The sequence below is a fragment of the Roseateles sp. L2-2 genome, from assembly GCF_050613215.1.
Classification (GTDB): domain Bacteria; phylum Pseudomonadota; class Gammaproteobacteria; order Burkholderiales; family Burkholderiaceae_C; genus Roseateles; species Roseateles noduli.
In genome coordinates this window covers 6,055,607-6,080,203 of sequence record NZ_CP192509.1, presented here as the reverse complement: position 1 = coordinate 6,080,203, position 24,597 = coordinate 6,055,607, and the positions used below count along the sequence as shown (strand labels likewise).

The following is a 24,597-nucleotide window of genomic DNA, read 5'->3' as shown; positions in this document are numbered from 1 at the left end:
GGAACCGGAGTCAGGACTGGTGGCGGCGGACGAAGACATGTAAGGGTGGACGGCGGTCGCCGAATCTAGCACAGCCATTCCGGCCATGAGCCAGCGAGAGCATTCTTTACCGATGGATTCAGTTGCCTCGGCAACCTCCGACACGACGGGCGTCCCGACGCCGGTCGCGTCCGCGGACCACAGCCGTTTCGTTCAGCGCATCCGCCGCCGTTATGCGGCTGAATTGTCGTTGCTGCCGCCCGGCCTGCCGGACGACGTCACGATGCGCGCCGTCGTGGACCAGCTCCGGCAAGCCGGACGCCCGCTGCCCGCCGCGCTGCGCGTGATGCGCCAGCTGGTGATGGAGCGGCTGGCCGTGCTCGACGTCGAGCAGGGCGCGCCCATGACCGACGTGACGCAGGCGATGACGCACCTGGCGGAGGTGGCGCTGGACATCGGCGTGATCGCCTGCCGCGCCGAGCTCGACGCCCAGTACGGCGCGCCGCGCGACGCCGTCGGCCAGGACATCGACTTCTGGGTCGTGGGCATGGGCAAGCTCGGCGGGCGCGAGCTCAACGTCTCGTCCGACATCGACCTGATCTATGTCTACGAGGAAGACGGCCAGACCGAGGGCAACGCCGCCGGCGGCCAGAAGATCTCCGCCCACGAATACTTCGCGCAGCTGTCGCGCCGGCTGTCGACGCTGATCGGCGACGTGACCGAGGACGGCCAGGTGTTCCGCGTCGATCTGGCGCTGCGGCCCAACGGCAACTCCGGACCGCCCGCCGTCAGCATGGCGATGCTGGAGGAATACCTGCTCGTGCAGGGCCGCGAATGGGAACGCTTCGCGTGGCTGAAGAGCCGCGTCGTCGCGCCGCGCGAGAGCGTCAGGAACGGCCGCGCGATGCAGCTCCGCAGCCTGGTGACGCCTTTCGTCTACCGGCGCTATCTGGATTACGGCGTCTTCGAGAGCCTGCGCCAGCTGCATCGCAAGATCCGCGACGAGGCCCAGCGCCGGGCCGCCGGCCGGCCGGAGCGCGCCAACGACGTGAAGCTCTCGCGCGGGGGCATCCGCGAGATCGAGTTCATCGTCCAGCTGCTGCAGGTGGTGCGCGGCGGACAGTTCCCCGAGATCCGCACCCGCTCGACGCAGAAGGCGCTGACGCGTCTGGCCGCGCGCGGGCTGATGAAGCCCGAGACCGCCACCGCGCTGGCCAAGGGCTACGACTTCCTGCGCCGCGTCGAGCATCGCATCCAGTACCTGGACGACCAGCAGACGCATTGCCTGCCCGCGGCCGACGAGGACATCGGCTGGATCGCGCGCAGCCTGAACCTGACCTGCAACAGCCACGCCTGTCCGCTGCTGGACAAGCTGATGGAAGTGCGGGAGCTGGTGGCGACCGAATTCGACGCGCTGCTGCATGACGGCGTCGCGCCGGGCGGCAAGGGCAACTGCAAGAACGGCATGTGCGGCGGGCCGCCGCTGCCGATCGACAGCGAGGAGTTCCTCGACAAGCTGCAGCCCGAACTGGCGGCCAACGTGCGCCGCTGGGCGCAGCAGGCGCGGGTGCAGAACCTGCGCGAGGAATCGCGGCTGCGGCTGGCCAAGCTGGTCGGGCGCGCGGCGCTGGCGGTGCGCCAGGGCGAGTGCACGATGGACGCGGCCCAACGCTTCGTCGACTGGATCGAGCCGCTGCTGCGCCGCGAGAGCTACCTCGCCCTGCTGGTCGAGCGGCCCGCCGTGCAGGGCCGGCTGCTGAGCCTGCTGGGGCTGGCGCGCTGGCCGATGCGCTACCTGATGCAGCATCCCGGCGTGATCGACGAACTGGCCGACGCGCGGCTGCTGCACGAGCGCTTCGACGGCCCCGCCTTCATCCAGGATCTGCAGGCGCGTCACGACGCCTGGGCCGAACACGGCGAAGCGAGCGAGGACGCGCTGCTGGACAGCGTGCGCCGCGCGCATCACGCGGAGGTCTTCCGCACGCTGGTGCGGGACGTGGAAGGGCAGATCAGCGTCGAGCAGGTCGCCGACGAGCTGTCGCTGCTCGCCGACGCCACGCTGCACTGCGTGCTCGGCTGGGCCTGGGACCGCCTGAAGCAGAAGCACCGTCCGGCGCCGCGCCTGGCGGTGATCGCCTACGGCAAGCTGGGCGGCAAGGAGCTGGGCTACGGCAGCGACCTGGACCTGGTGTTCCTCTTCGACGACGAGGACGAGAACGCGGCCGAGATCTACGGCGCCTTCATCCGCAAGCTGATCACCTGGCTGACGATACGCACGGCGGCCGGGGAACTCTTCGACATCGACACGGCGCTGCGGCCCAACGGCAACTCGGGGTTGCTGGTGACCTCGCTGTCGTCCTTCGAGAACTACCAGGGCGGGCGCGGCAGCAACACCGCCTGGACCTGGGAACACCAGGCGATCACGCGGGCGCGTTTCTGCGCCGGCGACGCGTCGCTGGCGGAACGTTTCGAGGCCACGCGCCGCGCGGTGCTGACCGCGCCGCGCGATCCGGCGGCGCTGCGCGAGGAAGTCGTCGCGATGCGCGAGAAGCTGCGCGCCGCGCGCGCCGTGCGTGCCGGCTTCTTCGACGTCAAGCACAGCCCGGGCGGCATGGTCGACGCCGAATTCGCGCTGCAGTACCTGATCCTGGCGCACTCCGGCCAGCATCCGGAGCTGCTGGCCAACGCCGGCAACATCGCGCTGCTGCAGCGCGCCGAGTCCTTCGGCCTGCTGCCCGCGGACGTGGGCCGCCAGGCCGCCGACGCCTACCGCGAGCTGCGCCGCGTGCAGCATCGGGCGCGTCTGAACGAGCAGTCGACCTCGCTGGACGGCGAGGCCGCCGAGGCGCTCGCGCCGCAGCGCGACGCGGTGCTGGCGCTCTGGCGGGCCGTCTTCGGCTGAGATCGCGGAGCGGAACCGGATGCCGGGACGCGCGTGGCTCCTCGTCGCGATGGCGCTGGCGATCGGCTCGCTGGTGGCGTGGGTCCAGGCGCCGCCTGTGCAGGCCGCGCTCGAATGGCGACCTGAGCTCGCAGCGCGCGAGCCCTGGCGCGCGATCAGCGCGGCGTGGCTGCATTGGAGCCCTCAGCACCTGATCGCGAACCTCGCCGGCTGCGCCGTGGTCGGCCTGCTCGGCGTGGCCGCGCGCTTGACGGCCCGCGACGCCGTGGCCTGGCTGCTCGCATGGCCGCTCACGCAATTCGGGCTGCTGATCGAGCCTTCCCTGGAACGTTTCGGCGGCGCGTCGGGCGTGCTGCACGCGGGCGTGGCGGTGGCGGCGATCGGGATGATGCGGATGCGGGCCTCTCACGGGCGGGAGCGCGTGATCGGGCTGCTCATCGGCATCGGGCTCATCGTGAAGGTGGCGGCGGAGCGGCCCCTGTCGGCGCCGGCCCTGCGGCACTGGGACGGCTGGAACATCGCGATCGCGCCGCTGGCGCATCTGACGGGGCTGGTCGCCGGCGTGGCAACCGCGCTGCTGTGTGCGCTGGCCGCGCGGGTCTGGGCGCGCCGAGCCAGCGGCCGCACGCACCGCCGGGCATGATCCGGCCCCATGGAACGCAAGCAGCATCTCGACAGCACGGCGGTGGTCATCCTTCTGGGATGCTGCGTGCTGTGGGGCCTGAACCAGGTTGCGGCCAAGGCCGCGCTGACGGAGATCGGTCCGCTGTGGCAGGCCGCACTGCGCTCCGGCCTGGCCGGCGCGCTGGTCTGGGCCTTCGCCGCAGCGCGCGGCATCGCGCTGTTCCGGCGTGACGGCAGTCTGCCGGGCGGCATGCTCGCCGGCCTGCTGTTCGCCGCCGAGTTCGCCTGCATCTTCGTCGGCCTGCAATACACGACGGCGTCGCGGATGGTGGTGTTCCTCTACCTGTCGCCGTTCGTGGTCGCGCTGGGCATGCCCTTGATCTCGCCGGCCGAGCGGCTGACGAAGCGGCAGGCTGCGGGGCTGCTGATCGCCTTCGGCGCGGTGGCGTTCGCGTTCGGCGAGGGACTGCAGGGCACCGGGCAGACGATGCAGTGGCTGGGCGATGCGCTCGGCGTGCTGGCCGCGCTGCTGTGGGGCGGCACGACGCTCGCGATCCGCGCGACGAAGCTCTCATCGGCCAGCGCGGAGAAGACGCTGCTGTATCAGCTGGCGATCTCTGCGATCGCGCTGGCGGCCGGCGCGGCGGCGACCGGCGAAGTCCTGCCGCTCGACTGGTCCTGGCGGCTGCTGGGTCTGTTCGGCTTCCAGGCGGTGATCGTGTCGTTCGTCAGCTACCTGCTGTGGTTCTGGCTGATCCGCCACTACCCGGCGACCAAGCTGTCCAGCTTCACGCTGAGCACGCCGCTGTTCGGGCTCATCGCGGGCGCGTTGCTGCTCGGCGAGCCCATCACCCCGCGCCTGATGCTCGCCCTCGCCGGGCTGGCGGCGGGGATCGTGATGGTGAATCGCTAGACGCCGGTCGACCATTCCTCGATGCCAGGCCAGACGCTGGCACTGAAGCTCTCAACCGCTTCGCCCTCCAACGCTTGTTTGGCCCATCGAACAAGTGGCGAATTTTCGGGAAGTGCGTCGCGTGCGCGCTGTTCTTCCACATAGTCTTGCCAAGTCTTGCTCACAGGCGGATTCAGTCGCGTGCGCAATATGTCTTCGATGCTGTGCTTGCGGTGATTCATCGACAGGTTCTCTTGTTTCAGCTGGATCATGGTTACTCCATCAATCGAAAGATTTGTGCAGGCGCGAGACGTATCGCGTGTTCATTGCCGCGTCGAAGTAATGTTTGCGGCGGATCCAAACCAGGCCCTCCTCCTTGGTGATCGCCGCAACGTCGATCGGTCCTCCGACGGACTCCGAAGAGGAGGTAGCGCGCTCCTTCAGCGATTCGATGCCAAGGAGGGCTTCGACCAGATCAGCCATCTCCGGAACGTCGAGACTTTGAAGAACGCGGAGCAGCGGAGAGCAGTTGTGCTGCCAGTTCATCCGCTTCCAATCGACCATGAAGCGCTGCTGGCAGACGCCTGCTATGGCCCCGGCCAGATCGCGGGGGACATCGATGCCGGATTCGTGAAGACACTGAAAGACGGATTCGAACCCGAGCTTGCTCTGGTCGTCGACGGCCGCCTCAAGTGTGCGGTCGTAGCCATCGATGAAGGCATCAATCATTGACGTACTGGCAAGCGGTTGGATCCTGGCCGCCCCGCCGTGCGTGACCTCGAAGGCGCCTGTCGTGCCATGCAGCAGTTCGTCGCCAACATGACCGAAGACTTCCAGCTGCGTGTAGGCGGGAAAGATCTGTTCCTCGCCGTACCCAACAATCACGAGGCCGGAACCTGGGATCAGCGATTGCGGGGCCGCATACCTGAGCCGATGCCCAAGCTCAGCCAATTCGGCGGCATTCACTGCAGCCAGCGAGGCTACCTTGCTGATTTGGTGTTCTGCGCGCAGCGTCCAGGGAGCAAGATCCCGAAGTACCTGATTCAATGCCGGCGCAGAGAGTGGTTCAACCACGCCCGTCGCATCCAGCAGTTCTCGGATTTGCTTCGTCTGCGACGTCCAGGCCGCGCGTCGTCGATCGATTGGCGCGTCGCGATCAAAGATCGAATCATCAGCACGGCGCGTCATGCGAACGATCTCTTCGATGGCTGCATCGAACTGCCGGCCAGTGCTGTCGTTCCGGACTGATGGTGGAAACAGTTGATTGTTGGCCGTCAGAAACGAGAGGATGGCCGTCGCATAGTCACTGGCACGTCCGAACGTTCGGGCTCCGAGATGGGCGCGAAACAGCTTGATGGCCAGTTCCCACGGAACGCTGTCGATGCTTGCTGAACCGTAGATGGCGACCGCTATCGAGCCTTGCCTCGTCAATTCGAAGATCTTGTTGGCGGACTTCGAAAAGCGGGGGTGATCGCCACCCCATGAACTGGTCATCGCGCTGTCCGCGCCGATCACGGCGGCGCGCTTGTTGAGGATGAGGATCTCACTGGTCATCCGATGTCCCGCTTTCAGAAGAACTGACGTGTCGAGCGCCGTCTGCCTGATGCGGAAGCGATCGATGGAAGCCTGAAATTGTTGGTGACCGTTGCCGTCACTGGCAATTCGCTCATTTCGGTAGGACCGATGCAACTGCATGCAGTCGCTCCCTCCAAATGGGAATGCCAGAGCTGTTGATGTCACCCCTTTGACCCTCGAATGGGGGAAACGCTCGTCGCTTCGCATCGGCATCCGCGGATTCGCCTGTCCGAACGCCTTGACGGCGTCGCAGTCCGACAGTGGCCCCTCGCTGCCGGATGAGGTTCGGGCGCCCGCGTGGCGCGCGGGTTCCGCCTCCTGATGTCGCCGGCGGGCCACGTCTGCCAAGGAGGGCGCCATGTCCAACACGATCCAGAACCGCGCCGTCCCGTCACCCGTCGATACGACGCCTGGCACGCCGACCAGCACGCCGGTGACCACGCCGACCACGACGCCCGCCGGTGGGCAGGGCGGCGCCGCTGCGCAGTTTCCTGGCCTGGCGGCACGACCTGGCCCCGCTGGAGCCGGCGCACCGCCGCGTCGGACCGCCTCCCTGCCGAATCTGCGCACGCAGACGCAGGCTCAGACGCCCCTGTTCGAGCAGTCCCGCCTTCAATCGCCGCCGGCGTCGCCGACACAGGTGCCGCTGCCGGACTCTCCGGTCTCGACGAGTCCACCGTCGTCGCCGCAGTTGAAGCCCACCGAGAACAAGACGCCGGCGAAGGAAGCGTCGGAGACTCCGGAGAAGGCTTCGCCGAAGTTGCCGCCCCTGAGCCTCGACACGCAGCCCCAGTCGACTCAGCCCAGCACCACCGGTCTCTCGTCGCCCCAGCGCCCGGCCGCTGAAGGCAAGGTCCAGACACCGACGACTTCGGCAACGCCGTCGCCCACGACATCGACGAGGCCGTCGCTGAAGCTCAATACCAAGCTGCCCTCGACGCCGTCGACCCCATCGGAAGCCGCAGCATCAGGCAGCAAGCTCCCGGAGACGAAGACCTCCGTCGCCGAGACCAAACCCCAATCGCCGCAAGGCGCCATCCAGGAGACGAAGCTTCCTTCGCCGAAGCCTTCGATCCCGGACACGAAGCGGCCATCGCCGACGGCGTCGACCGCCGAGAGTCGGCCTCAGTCCGCCGTCTCCGAGCGTCCGCCGCAGTCACCGCAATCACCGCAGCTGCCTGAGACTTCGCTCGGCAGGCCTTCGCTGTCGTCCTCGTCGAGGCCATCTTCCAGTTCGTCCTCCAGCGCGTCCGCCTCGCCGGTGACGCCGAATCCGAATCCGAATCCGACGACGCTGGCAGGCAGACTGTCTTCGTCTTCGTCTTCGTCTTCGTCTTCGTCATCCACATCGTCCACACCCGCGCCGGTCACGACGACGACCGTGGCCGCCACGCCCACCGGCGTCCCGCCCGCCAACGTCTCCGGCAAGCAGCTCACCGACGCCTTGCTGGCCACGCTCGGACAGCGCGCGACGACCTACGGCGGCGGCCACGCCATCGCCTGGGCGGTGCAGGCGATCACGCTGATGAGCGCCGGCGCGGCGGGCGCGTCGAAGGAAGCGCTCGGCGTGTCCTCCAGCGTGCTCGGCGGACTGGCCGCCGCGCTGGGCAAGGAGTTCATCGGCGAGCACATGAAGACCAAGCCGTCGCTGGGCGCGACGATCAAGCTGCCGGGCGACACCTTCCTGCAGCGCGAAGGCCCGCGTGTGATGGCCGGCTTCAACGACATGTGGACGGCGATCGCCGGCGGCATGAGCGGCGTGGCCCTGTCGGCCAAGCTGACGCCCGCGATGACCGAGGCCTTCAAGGCCAAGGGCATGCCGGAACCGATGGCCCAGGCCACCGCGATGATGGTCACGGCCGCGGCACAGCGCGCCGTGAGCGCGGGCTTCGACACCGTGTCGGACCTGACCAGCACGGTCATGAAGAGCAAGCTGCCCGGCGCGACCGGCGGCACCGCCGTCAACGACAAGGTGGACTACGCGACCATGAAGGCCGGCATGGCCGCCCGCATGATGATCAACTGGGGCCTGACCCTGCCGGTCGGCATTCCTGTCGGCCTGGGCAAGACGCTGGCGGACGCCAATCCGTTCGCCAAGGCCGCGGCCTCCAGCGCGCCGGCGTGGGCCGGCCTCAACGTCTGGATCAACACCAAGATGAACCTGGCGCCGATGTTCAAGAAGGACGAGCCCGCGGCCGTCACGCCGTCGACGCTCGAAATGGGCCCGATGGGCAACCGCAGCTGAACTTGCGGACCTCGATCAGGGATTGATCAGGGATCGATCAGAAGCCGATCAGAGCTCGATGATCCCGCGCTTCAGCGCGATCGTGACCGCGTGGGTGCGGTCCTTCGCGGCCAGCTTGCCGAGGATGGTCCGCATGTGGACCTTCACCGTCTCCTCAGTCAGCGAGAGATGCTCCGCCACTTCCTTGTTGGCGTGACCCAGCGCCACCAGGCGCAGCACCTGCGTCTCGCGCAGCGACAGCGCCCGGCTGCCGGCGTGCTGCGCGATGGCGGCCTCGATCGCCGGGGGCACCATCATCCGGCCGGCGTGCACGCCGCGGATGGTGTCCAGCAGCTCGGTGCGCATCAGGCCCTTGAGCAGATAGCCCACCGCGCCCGCCTTGATCGCACGCGCCGCCTGGAAGTCGCCGGGGAAGGTCGTCAGGATCACGATGCGCGCCTGGGGGAACTCGCGCCGGATCGAGGTCATCGCCTCGATGCCGTCCATGTCGCGCATGCGCAGGTCCATCAGCGTCACGTCCGGCTGATGCTGGCGGAAGCGCGACAGCGCCTCCAGGCCGGTGGTGGCCTCGGCCACCATGCGCATGTCGGGCTCGGCGTCGATGATCGTCGTGATGCCGCTGCGCATCAGCGCATGGTCGTCGACAGCCATCACGGTGATGGGGGAGGAAATCGGGGCGGAGTCGTTCACGCGCAGGCAGCGATCAGGTCGGGGGCGCCATCCGGTCGGCTCGAACGAACGTCGGGGGACGGACGGCACGGAGGTACGGCACGGAGGTACGGCACGGAGGTACGGCACGAAGAGGCGAAGCGTAGCCGCAGCCGCCGCTCCCGATCACCCCCGGGGGCGATGCCCCTCCCTCGAAAGAGTTAGCGCAGGCGTGTCGCGTCGGCGCCTCGCCCCACCCCCACGGCTCGCCCGCTCACCGCGCCGCTTCTGATAGTGTTCCGGCCCCATGAGCTTGTCCCGCGTGTTGTCCCTTTCTGCCTGTCGTGCGATCGGCGCGGCGCTGCTGATCGCGACGCTGCTGGCGCTCGCCGTTCCGGCCCGGGCGCTGGACCAGTCGCTGGCGTTGAGCCAGTTCCACCATCGCGCCTGGACGGCCGCGGACGGCGTGCCGATGGAGACCTGGACCATGGCGCAGACGCCGGACGGCCTGCTCTGGATGGGCGGTCCGAACGGCCTGACGCGCTTCGACGGCGTGCGTTTCGAGCGCTTCAGCCCGGCGCGGCCGGAGGCCTTCCCCTCCGGCACCGTGGCCAAGGTGCTGGCGACCTCCAACGGCGACCTGTGGGCGGCCTTCTTCCCGCGCGGGCTGGTGCGCATCCGCGGCGAGCAGGTCTGGCGCGTCCCGGCGGCCGAGGCGGTCGCGACCGCCCGCATCCGCTTCATCGCCGAGGATGCCGACGGCGCCGTCTGGGCGGGCGGCGCCACGGAGCTCTTCCGCTTCGACAACGGCCGCTGGGAGCGCATCGGCGCGTCCTGGGGCGTGGAAGGCCGCGCCATCGACGGCGTGGTGGTGGACGGGCGCGGCACGGTCTGGCTGTGCGACAACGACAAGCTGCTCGGCCTGCCGCAGGGCGAGACGCGTTTCCGGGCCGTCGGCGACTGCAAGGAGGCGACCAGCCTGCAGGTGCTGCGCGGCGAGGCCTGGCTGGTCTTCGCCGGCGAGATGCGCAAGGCGCCGGCCTTGTCGAGGCTGCCCATCGCCCGGGATACGCGGTTGTCGACGCGCCGCGGATCGTCGACCGTGGTCGACCGCGACGGCAACCTGTGGACCGTGTTCTGTCCGGCGGGCCTGTGCCGGCGCCGCCTGCCCTGGCCGCTGGAAGGCGACCGCGTGCCGCTGACCGGCGACCACGAGCGCTACGCCGCGCCGGAGGGCCTGTCGGGCGACTTCGGGATGATGATCCTGGAAGACGCCGAAGGCAGTCTGTGGGTGGCGACCAAGACCGGCCTGGACCGCTTCCGGCGCGCGCCGCTGGTGTCGACCCCGATGCCGCGGGCCACCAGCAATTTCGCGCTCGCGCCGGATGCGGACGGCGGCGTGACGGTGGCGGCCTTCTCTCCGGTGGCGTCGACCGTGTGGCACCTGTCGGGCAGTGCGAGCAAGGCCGAGCCGCTGCCCGCGCCCGGGGCGCAGATCACCGCCGCCGGCCGCGACCGGCGGGGGCGGCTCTGGCTGGTCGGGCCGGCCGGGCTCTGGCGCCGGGACGGCGCGCGGTGGGAGGAGATTCCCCGGCCGTCGGGCGTCGGCGAGCGCTGGATCAGCGGCATCGTGCCCTACGGCGACGGCGTGATGGTCGCGTTCCAGCGCGGCGGCGTGCAGACCTGGGAGGACGGACGCTGGCAGCCGCTGGCCCTGCCCGGCGAGACCTCGCCGCTGGAGGCGTCGGTGGCCTGGGCGGACGGGCCGGGCAAGGGGGTCTACTGGTTCGGTCTCAAGGAAGGCCAGGTCTTGCGCTGGAGCGGCGACCGGGTGCGCCGGTTTCCGGTCACACGGCCCGGGAGCATCGGCGAGGTGTTGCACGTCTACGCCGGACGCTCGCGTCCGCTGGTCGCGGGCGAGCGCGGCGTCGCGATCCTGTGGGACGGCCGCTTCGTGCCCCTGGCCGCGGAGGTGCCGGAGGCGCTGGCCGGCGTGTCCGGGATCGCGGAGACGGCGACCGGCGATCTCTGGCTCAACGGGCGCAAGGGGGCGGTCCACGTGCGCCGCGAGGACCTGCGCGCCTACCTCAACGACCCGCTGCAGCCGCTGAAGATCGAGGTGCTGGACACGCTGGACGGTCACCCCGGCGGTGCGACGGCGTTCTGGCCGCAGCCCAGCGTGGTGGAAGGCGAGGACGGACGCCTGTGGTTCGCGGGCACGACGGGCGTGGCCTGGCTGGACCCGGCGCGCTTGCGCGGCACGCCGGTGGCGCCGGTGGTGAGGATCACCGACTTGCGCGCGCATGGCGTCGAGTACGCGCCGGGTGCGCCGGTGACGCTGCCCAAGAACACCGAGATGATGGAGCTGCGCTTCTCCGCCGCCAACCTTGCGATGCCGGAGCGGGTGCGCTTCCGCTACCGGCTGGACGGCATCGACACCCGCTGGCGCGAGGCGGGCGTGCGGCGGGAGACGGGCTACAACAGCCTGGGTCCGGGCAGCTACCGCTTCCACGTGCTGGCGATCAACGGCGACGGCGTCGCGTCGGACGAGGAAGCGATCCAGGACTTCGTCATCCCCGCCGCCTGGTACCAGACGGTGGTCTTCCAGCTGCTGTGCGTGGCCGCGGCGATCGCGCTGATCTGGGCCCTGCACCGGCTGCGGCTGAAGCAGGCGGCCCGGCGCGCGCGCGAGAAGATGCGCACCCGCATGGCCGAGCGCGACCGCATCGCGCGCGAGCTGCACGACACGCTGCTGCAGGGCGTGCAGGGGCTGATCCTGAGATTCGAGGCGCACTCGGCGCAGCTGCCGTCGGAGCACCCGGTGCGGGCGGCGATCGATGCGGACCTGGTGATGGCCGACGACGTGCTGGACGAGAGTCGTCGACGCGTGATGTCGCTGCGCGGCGCGGCGCAGGTGGGGACGAGCCTGCCGCGCGCGCTGGAGGACATCGCGTCGCAGCTGGCGCGCGACTACGACGGCGAGTTCCGGCTCGAGGTCGACGGCCGGGAGCGGCCGTTGCGGCCGGAGGTCCGCGACGAGCTGCGCCTGATCTTCGGCGAGGCCTTGCTGAATGCCTTCCGGCATGCGCGGGCCAACCGGATCACAATGACCTGGCGCTTCGGATGGTGGCGTCTGCGGATCGAGCTTCGGGACGACGGCAGCGGCATGCCGGTGGACCTGGCGGCGACCGGCAAGCACGGGCACATGGGACTCGCCTCGATGCGGGAACGGGCCCAGACGCTGGGCGCGACGCTGAAGATCGAGAGCGCGCCCGAGAAGGGGACGACCGTTTCGTTGACGATGCGGGCGTCCAAGGCGTACGCGCGCTGAGGCCGCGCGCCATCACTCATTTGCAGAAGGATCCACGATGAGTTCAAGACTGTTTGCCCTCGCGACCGCCGCGGCGCTCGTGTCCTCGCTGGCGGTGGCGCAGACGCCTGCCGCCCCTGCCTCGCCGGCCATCGCCGCCGCCGTGGCGGATGCGACGCGTCCGGCCAAGGACGTCCAGCAGGACGCCTCGCGCCGCCCGACGGATCTGGTCGCCTTCTCCAAGGTGAAGCCCGGCGACAAGGTCATCGACGCGGTGCCCGGCGGCGGCTACTGGACGCGGATCTTCTCGACGCTCGTCGGCTCGACGGGCCGGGTCTACGCCTACGTGCCGGCCGAGTTCGCCGTCTTCAAGTCCAACCCGTCGGCGACCGCGCGGGCGATCACGTCGGAGCCCGGTCACGGCAACGTCGAGCAGACGTCCAGTCCGCTGGCGGACCAGCCGCCGGCGAGCATCCACAACACGCTCGACGTCTACTGGACCTTCGAGAACTACCACGACTTCCACGACAGCTTCATGAAGGGCGCTGACGTGAATGCGTACAACAAGGCGGTGTTCAGCCTGCTGAAGCCGGGCGGGTACTACATCGTGGCCGACCATTCCGCGGTGGCGGGGTCAGGTCTGAAGAACACCGAGGACCTGCATCGCATCGACCGCGAGACGGTCAAGGCCGAAGTGCTGAAGGCCGGGTTCGTGCTCGACGGGGAAACCGACGCGCTGGCCAATCCCGCCGACGACCGCACGCTGAAGGTCTTCGATCCGGCGATCCGCGGAAAGACCGACCGCTTCGTGCTGCGCTTCAGGAAGCCGGCGCAGTAATCGCCAGCGCCAACGTCGACGGCGACGTCGACGTCGACGTCGACCTCGACGTCAGCGCGGGCGGGCTCACGGCAGCAACACGATCTTGCCGATGGCTTGACGGCTTTCGAGCACGCGGTGCGCCTGGGCGCCGTCCCGCAGCGCGAAGGTCTGCGAGAGGCGCAGCCTCACGGCGCCTGACCGGATCCAGTCGAACAGTTCCGTCGCGCGGGTCTGGCGCTCCTCGGTGCTCGTGAGCACGTTCCACAGATCGCCGCCGACGAGGGTCAGCGAGCGATCCATCAGCAGCCGGGGATCGACCGGCGCCGGGTCGCCCGCGGCCATGCCGTAGAACACGACCGTGCCGCCGGTCCGCGCGGCGTCCAGGCTGTCGCGCAGCGTGGTGCCGACCGAGTCGTACACCACGTCCGCGCCGCGGCCCTCGGTGAGGGCCTTCACGGCCTCCACCCATCCATCGGTCGCGATCACGGCGTCGGCGCCCGGCCCGCCCACGTCGCGCACGGCTTGCCGCTTGGCGTCGGTCGACGCGATGCCGATGACGCGTGCTCCGAGGTGCCGGAGGATCTGCACGAGCATCAGTCCCACGCCGCCCGCCGCCGCGTGCACGACGGCCCAGTCGCCGGGACGCACCGCGTAGCTGTCGCGGCACAGGTACTGCGCCGTCAGGCCCTGCAGCAGGCAGCCGGCGGCGGTCTCGAACGAGGTGTCGTCCGGCAGCGGAATGAGCCGGCTCACATCGACCGCGCAGAGCTCGGCGTTGGCGAACGGGCTGTCGGCGAAGCCGACGCGCTGACCGGGGCGCAGGCCGCTGCCCTCGGGCGCAGAGACGATCTCGCCCGCGCCCTCGTAGCCCAGGATCCACGGCGGCGAGCCGGCCAGGTGGTAGTTGCCCTTGCGGCGGTAGACGTCCGCGAAGTTCAGGCCGACGGCGCGCATGCGCACCAGCGCCTGCCCGGGACGCGGCACGGGATCGGGCACCGCCTCGTGGCGGAGGACGTCGGCATCGCCGAATTCATGGAAGACCAGTGCGTGCATGGAGCGCTCCTTCAGCGATCTCGTCTTACAACGATCGCGTCAGGCCGCCGTCGACGCGCAGGTTCTGGCCGGTGATGTAGCCGGCGCCGTCGGAGGCCAGGAAGGCGATGGTGGCGGCGATCTCGTCGCTGCGTCCGTAGCGCTGCATCGGTACGCTCTCCCGACGCTCGTCGGTCGCGGGAAGGCTGTCGATCCACCCCGGGAGCACGTTGTTCATGCGGACGTTGTCGGCGGCGTAGGTGTCCGCGAAGATCTTCGTGAAGGCGGACAGGCCCGCGCGGAACACGCCCGAGGTCGGGAACTGACCGGACGGTTCGACGGCCCACGCCGTCGAGATGTTGATGATCACGCCGGACTTCTGCTGCTGCATCGTCGGCACCACGGCGCGGGACGCGCGCACGACGTTGAGCAGGTAGGTGTCCATGCCGCGATGCCAGTCGTCGTCGGAGAGATCGAGCAACGGGCCGCGCGGGCCGTGTCCGGCGCTGTTGACCAGCACGTCGATGCGACCCCAGCGGGCCAGCACCTGATCGACGAGCGCCTTCAGATCGGACTCGGACTGGTTGGAGCCGGTGATCCCGATGCCGCCGAGTTCGCGCCCGAGCGCCTCGCCCTTTCCCGATGAGGAGAGCACGGCGACCCGGAAGCCGTCCGCTGCGAGACGGCGCGCCGCGGCGGCGCCCATGCCGCTGCCGCCCGCGGTGATGAGGGCGACCTTTTCTACTGTCTGACCGGCTGTCTGGTCGGCTGCTGTCTGAGCTGTCATGGCGTTCTTCCTTGGTCGTGCAGTCGTCGTGATTTCGCCGAATGGCGTCTGTTCACGTTCAGCGATACGCTATCAGCGCCACTTCGATCCGGCGAGCCCGCCCGCCTACATTCATCCAGTAGAAAAGCTACAGTCCAGGGCATGAACATCCCGCTGGAAGGCCTGCCGCCGCTGAAGGCGCTCCGCGTCTTCGAAGTCGTGGCGCGTCACCTGAATTTCCGGCTCGCGGCCGAGGAACTCGACGTGACGCAAGGCGCCGTGGCGCAGCAGATCCGGGCGCTGGAGGCCGAGCTGCGCATCAAGCTCTTCGAGCGGCACCCGCGCGGCCTGGCGCCGACGGGCGCCGGCGCCGCCTACGCGCGCCGCGTGCGACTCGCGCTGGAGGAGATCGCCGAGGCCACGCGCCTGCTGCGTCCCGGCGACCGGCACGTCACGATCAGCGTGGCGCCGACGATCGCCACCAAGTGGCTGTTGCCGCGGTTGCCCCGCTTTACCGCGCGTCATCCCGACATCGACCTGCGGGTGCTGGCGACCGAGCGCGTGTCCAGCTTCCATGCGGAGGGCGTCGATCTGTCGATCCGCTGCGGGCGTCCGCCGTTCGGCCCGGGCGTCGAGGCGCGACTGCTGCTCGAAAACAATCTGATCGCGGTGGGGAGTCCCTCGATGCTCGACGGCGCGGCGACCCTGTCACCGAAGCGGCTGGCGAGTCGCCCGCTGATCCACGACGGGCACGACGCGTGGCCGGCCTTCCTCGCGCAACTGGGCGTGGCGTCCTCGCCGGCCAAGGGCCCCCGGTTCAACCAGACAGGACTGGCGATCGACGCGGCGATCGCCGGACAAGGCCTGGCCCTCACCGGGCGGTTCTTCATCGAGGCCGATCTCGCGGCCGGGCGCCTGGTGCAGGTGACGCCGCAGGTGATGCCCCTGGGGCTCGATTACTACCTCGTGTCGCCCCGACGCGGACGCAGCGAAGCGCCGTTGGAAGACGTCGCCGCGTGGCTGGTCGAGGAAGCTGCGAAGTTGGGCGGGTCGACCGAGCGCTGAGCCTTCAGCGCTCCGCTGCTCGTCCGCTCAACCGCCGGCCGCCTTGCGGCTGCGGTGAGCGGCCTGCTTGGCCCGGTTGCCGCACACGGCCATGCTGCACCAGCGGCGATTCCGATGCCGCGTGGTGTCGAGGAAATGCAGCACGCACCCCGGTCCCTCGCACTGCTTCACATCGCTGAAGTCGGCGGCGGTGACGAGCCGGGCGAGTGACTCCGCCACGGGCAGCAGCAGCGCCTGCGGCGAGCGCCACCGGCGCTGCACCACCAGCTCCAGCGCGGACGGCGCGTCCTCTTCCGCAGCCTTGACGCGCGGCACGACCTGAAGGAACGCCTCGTCGCTGGCGAGCAGACTGTTGAGCGGCGCCAGCTCGGCGACGGCCTTCGCCGTCAGCGGCTTGCCGCGGTGCTCACGGACGAATCCACGGAACCACTCGCGCAGCGCCCGTGCCTGGCCGGCGGCTTCATCGAGCTCTTCCCGTTTCGCCGAACGGCGCATGTCCGCCAAGGCCTCCGCGTTCATCAGTCCCGCTGCCTGCAGCCAGGCGAGCAGGTCCTCGCCGTCGGCCAGCCACTCCACTTCCTCGTTCACGGGCACGGCCAGCGTGTTCAGGAAGTCCAGACCGCGCGAGTCGGCCAGAAACATCGGGGAGGGGCGTGCGGGGCTCATGGACATGGGGTTCGACAGCGTGCATTCATGCTAACCGCCAAAAAGCTTGTTGACAAGTTACGCCGTGCGTAGATAACCTTTAAATACGCAATTTGGCGGTTATTGAAGTCTGAGGAGTGACCATGAGTGCGACGACACATCAACGCGTGGACGTGGACGGGCTGGAGGTGTTCTACCGGGAGGCGGGGCCGGCGGACGCGCCGGTGCTCCTGCTGCTGCACGGCTTCCCCAGTTCGAGCCACATGTTCCGGGACTTGATCCCGAAGCTCGCGGACAAGTACCGCGTGATCGCGCCGGACCTGCCGGGCTTCGGCCAGTCGGCGATGCCGTCGCGGACGGCGTTCCGCTACACCTTCGAGCAGCTCGCGCAGGTGATCGGCCGCTTCACCGAGGTGGTGGGGCTGAAGCGATTCGCGATCTACGTCTTCGACTACGGCTCGCCCGTGGGCTTGCGCCTGGCGACCCGTTTCCCGGAGCGCATCACCGCGATCGTGTCGCAGAACGGCAATGCCTATGTCGAAGGCTTGAGCGAGGGGTGGAGTCCGATCCAGAAGTACTGGCGCGAGCCGACGCAGGAGAACCGCGAGGGCATCCGGCAACTGCTCGCCCCCGCGACGACGCAGTGGCAGTACACGCACGGCGTTCCGGATCCCACGCGCGTTTCGCCCGACGGCTACACGCTGGACAACCACTACCTGGCCCGCGAAGGGGCGGACGAGATCCAGCTCGACCTGTTCCTGGACTACGCCACCAACGTGGCGATGTATCCGGAGTTCCAGGCGTACTTCCGCCAGCATCAGCCGCCGCTGCTGGCGGTCTGGGGTCGCAATGATCCGTTCTTCCTGCCCGCCGGCGCGGAAGCGTTCCAGCGCGACAACAAGAACGCGCAGGTCCGCTTCTTCGATACCGGGCACTTCGCGCTGGAGACCCACGCGGACGAGATCGCGACGGTGATGCGCGAGTTCCTGGAAGGGGCGGTCCGATGAGCGCGAAGCAGGCGACCGTCGTGCTGGTGCACGGCGCGTGGGCGGACGGGTCCAGTTGGAGACCGGTCATCCAGCGACTGCAAGGCGCAGGCATCGCCGTCATGGCGATACAGCTGCCGCTGACCTCGCTGCGGGACGACGTGGAGGTGCTGGAGCGCGCACTGGATCGCGTGGACGGCCCGGTGGTGCTCGTGGGGCATGCGTATGGCGGCGCGGTCAACGGCGAGGCGCGCAGCGACAAGGTGCGTGCGCTGGTCCACGTGGCGGCGATCGCGCCTGACGAAGGGGAAACCGTGATGGCGGTGTTCAGCCGCGGTGCGCCTCACCCGATGGCGCCCGCGCTGGCGCCGGACGGCCATGGCGGGATCTGGCTCCCTCACGAGGCGTTTGCCCATGCCGTTGCGCCGGACGCCGCGCCGGAGGTGCAACAGCTGCTGGCGGCGGTGCAACGCCCCATTGCGCTGTCCTGCATCACGACGCCGGTGGGTCGTCCGCGCTGGCACGACCTGCCGAGCTGGTACCTGCTCGCCGAGCACGACCGGATGATCGTGAAGGACAAGCAGGCCTTCATTGCCGAGCGCATGCGCGCCACGGTCATCCGCCGACCGGTCGATCACACGCCCAGCCTGACCGCACCCGATGCGGTCGTCGACGTCATCCAGACCGCGCTTCGCGCCGTCCATTGAATGTCATTTCCCAAGGAGAACCCCATGTCGAAGTCCGTCGCCGTCGTCACCGGCGCCAGTTCCGGAATCGGTCGCGCCACGGCGCTGCGCCTCGCGCGTGAGTTCAAGGTGATCGTGCTGGTCGCGCAGGAGAGCGAAGACCTGCAGAGCGCCGCGCAGGCGGTGCGTGATATCGGAGCGGAGGCTTGGCCCGTCGCGCAGGACCTCAGCCTGGCTGACGCGGCCGAGGCGGTCATCGGAGCAACGCTGACCCGATTCGGCCGGATCGATGCGTTGGTCAACGTGGCCGGCGCCGTGCCCGGGCTGGACGTCTTCGAGATGAGCGACGCCCAGTGGGACAGCGGCCTCGCGCTGAAGTTCCACGGTGCGCGGCGTCTCACGGTGCGCGCCTGGGAGGCGCTGAAAGCTCAGCGGGGATCGGTGGTGTTCATCTCGGGCAATTCGGCCGAGAACCCCAAGGCGGCCCAGGCGGCGGTGGCGTCCATCAACGCCGCCATCGAGGCGCTGGCCAAGGCCTTCTCGGAGCGGGGCGTCGTCGACGGCGTGCAGGTGAACAGCGTGTCGCCCGGCGCGATCATGACGGGCCGGCGTCTCGGCATGCTGGAGAAGGCGGCCGCGGCTCGTGGCATCACGCTGGACGAGATGAAGTCGCTGTTCCTGAAAGGGTCAGGCATTGCCCGCTTCGGCGAGGCGGAGGAGATCGCCGAGCTGATCGCCTTCATCACCTCGCCCGGCGCGCGGTGGATGACGGGGACGGTGCTTCGCATGGATGGCGGGGAGATCAAGTCGGTCTGATCTTGCGGCGGACGCGGTCGCTCCCCGACACTCCGCCGCATGAACGACAAGCTGCTTGCCCTCCGACTGTTCTCGCGCGTGGCGCGCACGGGAAGTTTCTCGGCCGCCGCGCGGGAGCTGGATCTGTCCCAGCCGTCGGTCTCGCGAATCATCGCGGCGCTGGAGCAGGATGTCGGCGCGGCGCTGGTCACGCGCACGACGCGGGCGCTGACGCTGACGGATGCCGGGACGGACTACCTCGCGCGCGTCGAGGCGATCCTGGCGTCGCTCGAAGAGGCCGACCACGTGGCGCGCGGGTCGTTGGAATTGCGAGGTTCCCTGCGCGTCGCCTTGTCCGCGAGCTTCGGCGTGCGCGAGGTCGTTCCCCTGTTGCCCGGCTTCCTGAAACGTCATCCGCTGTTGAACGTCAACCTGCTGATGAACGATCAACGGCAGGACACGCTCAAGGAGGGCGTCGATGTCGCGGTGCGGCTCGGCGACCTGGCGGATTCCAGCGCGACCGCGCGGCTCATCGGCCGCACGCATCGGCTGATCGCGGCGTCGCCGGCCTATCTCAAGGCGAACGGCACACCGAAGGCGCCCGCTGAACTTGCGACCCACACGGCCATCGTCGGCCCCGCGGGGACGAGCGCCGGGGGATGGTTGTTCCACAAGGATGGCCGGGACATGACGATCCGCGTCGACAGCCGGCTGAGCGTGTCCGCCAACGAGGGCGCGGTGGCTGCGGCCGTGGCGGGATTGGGCGTCGTGACGACGTCGCTGTGGGGATGCCGCGCCGAGCTCGCGAGCGGGGCGCTCGTCCAGCTGCTTCCCGACTGGAAGATGAAGGACGTCGAAGTCCACGGCATGTTCACGCCGGGCCGACCGCCGAAGCCGTCGGCCCGGGCCTTCGTCGAGTACCTGATCGCCGAGCTGCCTCGCTGATCAGGCTCGGCGGTCAGGCGCTGATCAGGCGCGTTGGCCGCCGGAGGCCGTGATCCGTTCGCCGGTCACCCAGGCCGAGTCGTCGGAGGCCAGGAACTGCGCCACGCGGGCGATGTCTTCCGGCTGTCCGGGGCGACCGAACGGGATCGTGGCGACGATGGACTTGACGGCCTCTTCCGGCCAGCCGAGGGCGGCGATGCCTTCGGTGATCGTGGCGCCGGGGGCGAGGGTGTTGACGCGGATCTTCTTCGGCGCGAGTTCGATCGAGGTCACGCGGGTGATGGCGTCGACGGCGCTCTTGGACGCCGCGTAGACGGCCGAGTTGGGCATGAAGCCGACGCTGGCGATCGAGCTGATGTTGATGATGCTGCCGCCGTTCGGGCCGAAGTGCTTCGCGGCTTCCTGCGTCGCGGTGATCACGCCCAGCACGTTGGTGTTGAACTCGCGATGGAACTCCTGCTCGGTAGCTTCCTGGACGGGGCCGAAGGCGTAGACGCCGGCGTTGTTCACGAGGATGTCCAGCGTGCCGAAGGCCCGCTTGGACTCTTCGAACAGGCGGCGGATGTCGGCGGTCTTGGAGAAGTCGGCCTGGATCGCGACGGCCTTGCCGCCGGACTGCTTGATCTCGGCGACCACGGCGTCGGCGGCGTCCTTGCTGGTCGAGTAGTTCACGACGACGGCAGCGCCCGCCTTGGCGAACTGCTTGGCGATGCCCGCGCCGATGCCCTTGGAAGCGCCGGTGACGATGGCGACCTTGTTGGTGAGTGTGCTCATGGATTCAATCTCTGGATGACGGCGCCGGGGTGGCGTCGGGATGAACTTTGGGTCATCGTCCAGTGAATGAGTAGGGGTGTGGGCGACTAAGACTTATTCGTCGCAGATGGTAAGTTGACTGCCGCGTCGCCGCCGCGATAGGCACGCTGTTGTCGCTTTCAAATTACCCCGGGCAGAGTCTCGTCGAATGGGCTCAGCGATCCTGTAAGTCGGACTTACAGGTTGCCTCGGACCGACATGTGCCTCGGCGCCATCACGGTCCCGTCTATCCAGGCGGAAGCTGGTGCCGCTAGAACGACAGGGATGTCGATTGCTTACATCCGCCCAGTGCCTGGCCAGCCGACGAAGGTAGCCGGCTAGCTGTCGGGAGCTACGAAAGTGAGACGAGTCCTCTGAATGCATCCAACCTACCAGACCGTAAGCTCAATCGGGCGGTAGGAGAACTGGCGAAGCAACTCTGTGCCCACAGCGCAACGCGTCAAGGATGCGAGGAATTCGAGTTAACCGGCGACACCCTGGGCGCCGGCAAGCGCCCAGGGGAAGGCCGCATTTATCCCACTTGAGCGTAGCCAAATGTATTCTTAATGTGCTGCGCGAAATAACGTCCAACTGAAGAAGCGCTTAACAGTTCATGGAATAGGTGTTCGGGTACATTGTAATATTCATAGATTCCACCCGAGTTGAATTCGACCTCTAAAGTTTGAGTTGTCGGGTCGTAACCAGCCGAGGCCAAGTTCGACGAACTCACGGATGTGCGTTGCATACGATTCCCCCTGTTATGTAATGTCTTGATTGCGCCAAGCTTTGACGAGCTTTGAATAATCTTCCTTCTGTCTAGGGTTGTTCCATCGTTCTCCGATTTTTGGATCCCCACTATTGGGATATTTATCGTCTGGTAAGACGTTGAAGCGACATCTGGTGGGTAACTGTGCAGCTTCTCCCACGATAATTGCCTCCCCTGTTCGCAGAACCGGAAGCGAATCGATAATTCCGGCAAGGCCTTCTGACATTGCCGCTTTAACTATTCCTCGATCTGTTGAGTTGTTGATTCGAAGTGAAATGATCGTGCCGCATTGGGACAAGATTGTTTCGTCGATCTCAGAAGGGCGTTGGCTAACAATCATGGCGCCAACACCGAATTTTCGGCCTTCCTTGGCAATGCGTTGAACCATTTCTTTTGAAAGACCAGTTTCTGCCTTTCCGAGATATCGGTGAGCCTCTTCCAGTACTATCAGAAGCGGGCGTTCGCGCATTCCCTCCGCCGCGCTTCTCCCCCAAATCGCAGCTTCAAAGAGGATATCCAGTACCGAGCCAAGGAGTAGCGTCAATCTGGAGGAGGGCATTCCTGAAAGGTCGAATATGGTGATGGGTTTGTCGTGCCCCAGCCAATCTTCAATCAGGCCATCAAGGTCCCTCTTTATTTTTCCGTCTTTGTCTGGATTCCAATCGCCAGGGTTTAATAAAAACGAGTATTGAGTGTCCAGTAGCCTCGATTTCATCAAATCAAGCTGCTTCTTCATCGATCCGTTCCCGCCCTTTTTCGGCATGGCATTGCCAGATCCCGGTGGGATAAATTTAGGCGCAATGAGCTTCTCGAATGATCCCTCACCATTTTGTGTATATGCGGGAATCGTCATGGCAGCATCGTTAAAGTTGACGCCGTCCTCGTGGCACAGGTCGTACCAAATCTTTTTCAATCGGTACGGTAGTGGAGTGCTGCCCGTGATCTTTTCTTCGTCGACGTTTAAGATACTGTTGAACCCAATACTGGCTTTCTTTTCCTCGACAGTCTTATCCATGAACAGCGACCGTTGCGAGTCGTTTGGGTTGTTGCAGAGGAAGTCAACAAGTTTTTCGGGTGATAGACACCAAAATGGGATGTATAGCTGATTCTCTCCTGACGGTAGTACCGAGAATGTTTTGGCAATGTCTCCAAGCGCGGGCCCATATTCTCCATGGATGTCTATCAAGAGCACTCTTGCGGATGGAAGAACAGAGTCATCAGGTCTGCGCACCATCGAACGCAACAAGCTAGCGGTGCTGGTGGATTTGCCCGAACCCGTCGACCCCAATATCGCAGAATGTCGCGCCACCAGCTTGTCTAGGTCTAAACTAACCTCCGTACCTTCAGAACTAGACAATCGCCCAACTTGAAACTGATTCTTTGAGCGCTTTTGGAATATCGACTTCAGATCACTGTCAACGACGAAATGGACATGATCGCCAATGCTTGGATATTCGCTAATGCCTCGATCAAAGTTTCCGCCAAGGGACTCTCCCACAAGTTCTACCTTGATCCATTTGCGTGCCGAAGCCATGCGCGAGTCTTCATCGAATTTTGATGTTTCGCTGGACTCCGAAATCACACCATAGAGAAGGTTGTAACCCAGAGGGATCTTTACGAAACTGCCCACCTGTCCAATTCGATAGTTGCGCCCTTCGAGCACAATAATTCCAGAATCGACCGACGCAGCAAGTTCGACCGCTACCGAGGCGCTGGATACGGCGCTCACAACGCCAAGAAAGGTTGGTTGAGCACTCATTGGGTTGCCTCCTGAATATCGGGGGCGGTCAGGTCTTGAGCAATCTCACTTCCAGCTGTAGCCAGAAACCTCGCTAGGCGTTTGAAATCTCCGAGCAGGAATTTATTGTCCTTATAATATTCGGAGCGAATTTCATGCCAATTTTTTGTGGGCGGGCTACCAATCTTCCACTTTGCCTCAACCCCATTGATAACAGCTCCGTCCTTGCAGAACACGCTGATGCCTGGGCATTTGAGTGCAAGCTCCTTGGCGGCACTTTCGCCAGTCAGATTATTAAACTGAAACGCAAACAGGGCGGCAGTCGGGTTGGCCATCAAACATTCAAGCAGCCGCGATGAAATGTGCGCATCTGCAAATGAAAATCCGGTGCTCAAAATGAGGCAATCTGGCTCAAGAATAAAATTCTTCAGACGCTCAAAAAGCGAAGAGAATGGTGCGGCCTGCGTTTGGTCGTACTTTATGTGCGATGGATAAACCAAGCTGGCATTTTTGGAGTGAGGGACCCGAAAGACCTCGCCATTGTCATTTGCCTCCCAGCCAATTGAGCCATGGAGTTTCCATAGCCTTACCCAGCGAGCGGGAAGATCATTCTTTGAAATACTCGACGGGTCGAAGAACGCATTTTTCGAGCCGCTGAACCCATCGAAGTATGGGGTTCGCGCACGCTCAAGTGCGTTTTCTAGCAGGAGATCGTAGTTGGTAGTGAAAACTTCGACCGCATGCTTTCGATTGATCCCATTTATCCAGGAGACGAGCTCAGAGTACGGATTTTCACCAATAGGTAGGTCGGCGGAGACGACATCACGAATTGAATTGCAGATCGCCTCGGACAGCGTTGCAAAGTCATTTGCTTTAAAGCCATAGACTGCGCCATCGCCCAGCACTTCTGTAAGCATTCGGACTCTTGAGAGAATTTTTTCAAGATTTGGGTCCGAGAGGGAAGTCTTGATCTGCTCATACACCCCCTTCTGGATTGGGGATAGGGCCTGTAGAACGATGACCTCTAAGCCCGCAATGTTGGGGATCAATGACTTCCACTGCCCATCTGTTCCCACATCGATGCTGACTGGAGCCCCAGCTCCTATCAGAACAGCAATGCGCTTTCGTCCATTGGTGGCGAGTTGACGAAACCCAAACATGTATTGGTCTGGGTTGTGAATGGTGTTTTCCATGTGGGCACTCCCTAGTGCTTGTTGTGCTTTTCCCCCGGCTCTTCAAACAAGTCCGTGCTCTACAGGACCGTTTCGTAACAAGTTGAAAGCGAGTTGTGCGAGCTTGCCTCGACTCTTGCGTCTGATACCTAGGGGATCTCCTAAGGCATTCCGCGCCGCCTAACTGACATTGGGTGGCCCACAACGATGAGTT

General features: G+C 66.4%; 24 protein-coding genes. 11 read left to right on the top strand and 13 right to left on the bottom strand.

Translation table 11 applies throughout. The features are described from left to right. Positions 1 to 112 precede the first annotated feature (112 nt). From glnE to ACQZ13_RS27105, 3 genes are read left to right on the top strand one after another with little or no spacing between them, the layout of a single operon-like run. A complete protein-coding gene (glnE, locus tag ACQZ13_RS27115) occupies positions 113 to 2,881 on the top strand; it encodes a bifunctional [glutamate--ammonia ligase]-adenylyl-L-tyrosine phosphorylase/[glutamate--ammonia-ligase] adenylyltransferase (protein WP_431048938.1) in 2,769 nt (922 codons plus the stop codon). 19 nt (positions 2,882 to 2,900) lie between these two features. Beyond that, positions 2,901 to 3,524, top strand: coding sequence for a rhombosortase (gene rrtA, locus ACQZ13_RS27110; protein ID WP_431048937.1), 624 nt, complete (start codon positions 2,901 to 2,903; stop codon positions 3,522 to 3,524). Between the two features lie 9 nt (positions 3,525 to 3,533). Beyond that, positions 3,534 to 4,418, top strand: coding sequence for a DMT family transporter (locus ACQZ13_RS27105; RefSeq protein ID WP_431048936.1), 885 nt, complete (start codon positions 3,534 to 3,536; stop codon positions 4,416 to 4,418). Here the strand turns inward: ACQZ13_RS27105 and ACQZ13_RS27100 are convergent. The 5 genes from ACQZ13_RS27100 to ACQZ13_RS27080 form a co-directional block, all read right to left on the bottom strand. Continuing rightward, the gene (locus tag ACQZ13_RS27100; RefSeq protein WP_431048935.1) at positions 4,415 to 4,669 is read right to left on the bottom strand and encodes a hypothetical protein; all 255 of its coding nucleotides are present in this window, start codon (positions 4,667 to 4,669) and stop codon (positions 4,415 to 4,417) included. The two genes, ACQZ13_RS27105 and ACQZ13_RS27100, sit on opposite strands and share 4 nt — an antisense overlap. A gap of 10 nt (positions 4,670 to 4,679) precedes the next feature. Further along, on the bottom strand, positions 4,680 to 6,422 hold the full coding sequence (locus ACQZ13_RS27095) for a hypothetical protein (protein WP_431048934.1): 1,743 nt from the start codon (positions 6,420 to 6,422) through the stop codon (positions 4,680 to 4,682). Positions 6,423 to 6,584: 162 nt separating this feature from the next. Next, complete coding sequence (locus ACQZ13_RS27090; RefSeq protein WP_431048933.1) at positions 6,585 to 6,755, bottom strand: hypothetical protein; 171 nt, start codon at positions 6,753 to 6,755, stop codon at positions 6,585 to 6,587. A 15-nt stretch (positions 6,756 to 6,770) separates the two neighbouring features. Further along, positions 6,771 to 7,055 carry a hypothetical protein gene (locus ACQZ13_RS27085; RefSeq protein ID WP_431048932.1) on the bottom strand — a complete coding sequence of 95 codons (285 nt, stop codon included), beginning with the start codon at positions 7,053 to 7,055 and terminating at the stop codon, positions 6,771 to 6,773. Between the two features lie 42 nt (positions 7,056 to 7,097). Further along, on the bottom strand, positions 7,098 to 7,364 hold the full coding sequence (locus tag ACQZ13_RS27080) for a hypothetical protein (protein WP_431048931.1): 267 nt from the start codon (positions 7,362 to 7,364) through the stop codon (positions 7,098 to 7,100). Between ACQZ13_RS27080 and ACQZ13_RS27075 the strand changes: the two genes are divergently transcribed. Next, positions 7,354 to 8,217, top strand: coding sequence for a hypothetical protein (locus ACQZ13_RS27075; RefSeq protein ID WP_431048930.1), 864 nt, complete (start codon positions 7,354 to 7,356; stop codon positions 8,215 to 8,217). The genes ACQZ13_RS27080 and ACQZ13_RS27075 overlap by 11 nt on opposite strands. 48 nt (positions 8,218 to 8,265) lie before the next feature. On the opposite strand, the gene ACQZ13_RS27070 is transcribed toward ACQZ13_RS27075, so the two are convergent. Next, complete coding sequence (locus ACQZ13_RS27070) at positions 8,266 to 8,907, bottom strand: response regulator (RefSeq protein ID WP_431048929.1); 642 nt, start codon at positions 8,905 to 8,907, stop codon at positions 8,266 to 8,268. A gap of 280 nt (positions 8,908 to 9,187) precedes the next feature. On the opposite strand from ACQZ13_RS27070, the gene ACQZ13_RS27065 reads away from it, so the two are divergent. Further along, the gene (locus tag ACQZ13_RS27065; RefSeq protein ID WP_431048928.1) at positions 9,188 to 12,196 is read left to right on the top strand and encodes a sensor histidine kinase; all 3,009 of its coding nucleotides are present in this window, start codon (positions 9,188 to 9,190) and stop codon (positions 12,194 to 12,196) included. 37 nt (positions 12,197 to 12,233) lie between these two features. Continuing rightward, positions 12,234 to 13,013, top strand: a complete 780-nt coding sequence (locus ACQZ13_RS27060; protein ID WP_431048927.1) for a class I SAM-dependent methyltransferase — start codon at positions 12,234 to 12,236, stop codon at positions 13,011 to 13,013. A 66-nt stretch (positions 13,014 to 13,079) separates the two neighbouring features. On the opposite strand, the gene ACQZ13_RS27055 is transcribed toward ACQZ13_RS27060, so the two are convergent. Together ACQZ13_RS27055 and ACQZ13_RS27050 are read right to left on the bottom strand one after the other, a co-directional pair. Beyond that, positions 13,080 to 14,048 carry a quinone oxidoreductase family protein gene (locus tag ACQZ13_RS27055; protein ID WP_431048926.1) on the bottom strand — a complete coding sequence of 323 codons (969 nt, stop codon included), beginning with the start codon at positions 14,046 to 14,048 and terminating at the stop codon, positions 13,080 to 13,082. A gap of 25 nt (positions 14,049 to 14,073) precedes the next feature. Beyond that, positions 14,074 to 14,814 carry an SDR family oxidoreductase gene (locus ACQZ13_RS27050; RefSeq protein WP_431048925.1) on the bottom strand — a complete coding sequence of 247 codons (741 nt, stop codon included), beginning with the start codon at positions 14,812 to 14,814 and terminating at the stop codon, positions 14,074 to 14,076. 141 nt (positions 14,815 to 14,955) lie between these two features. Between ACQZ13_RS27050 and ACQZ13_RS27045 the strand changes: the two genes are divergently transcribed. Then, the gene (locus ACQZ13_RS27045; RefSeq protein ID WP_431048924.1) at positions 14,956 to 15,858 is read left to right on the top strand and encodes a LysR substrate-binding domain-containing protein; all 903 of its coding nucleotides are present in this window, start codon (positions 14,956 to 14,958) and stop codon (positions 15,856 to 15,858) included. A 27-nt stretch (positions 15,859 to 15,885) separates the two neighbouring features. Here ACQZ13_RS27045 and ACQZ13_RS27040 read toward each other — a convergent pair whose 3' ends face one another. Beyond that, positions 15,886 to 16,524, bottom strand: a complete 639-nt coding sequence (locus ACQZ13_RS27040) for a CGNR zinc finger domain-containing protein (protein WP_431048923.1) — start codon at positions 16,522 to 16,524, stop codon at positions 15,886 to 15,888. Positions 16,525 to 16,646: 122 nt separating this feature from the next. On the opposite strand from ACQZ13_RS27040, the gene ACQZ13_RS27035 reads away from it, so the two are divergent. The 4 genes from ACQZ13_RS27035 to ACQZ13_RS27020 are packed head-to-tail and all read left to right on the top strand — an operon-like array spanning position 16,647 to position 19,915. After that, on the top strand, positions 16,647 to 17,510 hold the full coding sequence (locus tag ACQZ13_RS27035) for an alpha/beta fold hydrolase (protein ID WP_431048922.1): 864 nt from the start codon (positions 16,647 to 16,649) through the stop codon (positions 17,508 to 17,510). Further along, on the top strand, positions 17,507 to 18,196 hold the full coding sequence (locus ACQZ13_RS27030; protein WP_431048921.1) for an alpha/beta fold hydrolase: 690 nt from the start codon (positions 17,507 to 17,509) through the stop codon (positions 18,194 to 18,196). The genes ACQZ13_RS27035 and ACQZ13_RS27030 overlap by 4 nt, the downstream gene beginning before the upstream one ends. A 24-nt stretch (positions 18,197 to 18,220) precedes the next feature. Beyond that, a complete protein-coding gene (locus ACQZ13_RS27025; RefSeq protein ID WP_431048920.1) occupies positions 18,221 to 18,991 on the top strand; it encodes an SDR family oxidoreductase in 771 nt (256 codons plus the stop codon). A 39-nt stretch (positions 18,992 to 19,030) separates the two neighbouring features. Next, positions 19,031 to 19,915, top strand: a complete 885-nt coding sequence (locus tag ACQZ13_RS27020; RefSeq protein WP_431048919.1) for a LysR family transcriptional regulator — start codon at positions 19,031 to 19,033, stop codon at positions 19,913 to 19,915. 24 nt (positions 19,916 to 19,939) lie between these two features. Here ACQZ13_RS27020 and ACQZ13_RS27015 read toward each other — a convergent pair whose 3' ends face one another. From ACQZ13_RS27015 to ACQZ13_RS27000, 4 genes are all read right to left on the bottom strand, one after another. Next, positions 19,940 to 20,689, bottom strand: a complete 750-nt coding sequence (locus tag ACQZ13_RS27015; protein ID WP_431048918.1) for a glucose 1-dehydrogenase — start codon at positions 20,687 to 20,689, stop codon at positions 19,940 to 19,942. A 550-nt stretch (positions 20,690 to 21,239) separates the two neighbouring features. Continuing rightward, positions 21,240 to 21,452: a KTSC domain-containing protein gene (locus ACQZ13_RS27010; RefSeq protein ID WP_431048917.1), complete on the bottom strand. Its 213-nt coding sequence runs from the start codon at positions 21,450 to 21,452 to the stop codon at positions 21,240 to 21,242. Between the two features lie 13 nt (positions 21,453 to 21,465). Beyond that, complete coding sequence (locus ACQZ13_RS27005) at positions 21,466 to 23,232, bottom strand: ATP-binding protein (RefSeq protein ID WP_431048916.1); 1,767 nt, start codon at positions 23,230 to 23,232, stop codon at positions 21,466 to 21,468. Further along, complete coding sequence (locus ACQZ13_RS27000) at positions 23,229 to 24,404, bottom strand: SIR2 family protein (protein WP_431048915.1); 1,176 nt, start codon at positions 24,402 to 24,404, stop codon at positions 23,229 to 23,231. The genes ACQZ13_RS27005 and ACQZ13_RS27000 overlap by 4 nt, the downstream gene beginning before the upstream one ends. Positions 24,405 to 24,597: the final 193 nt, after the last annotated feature.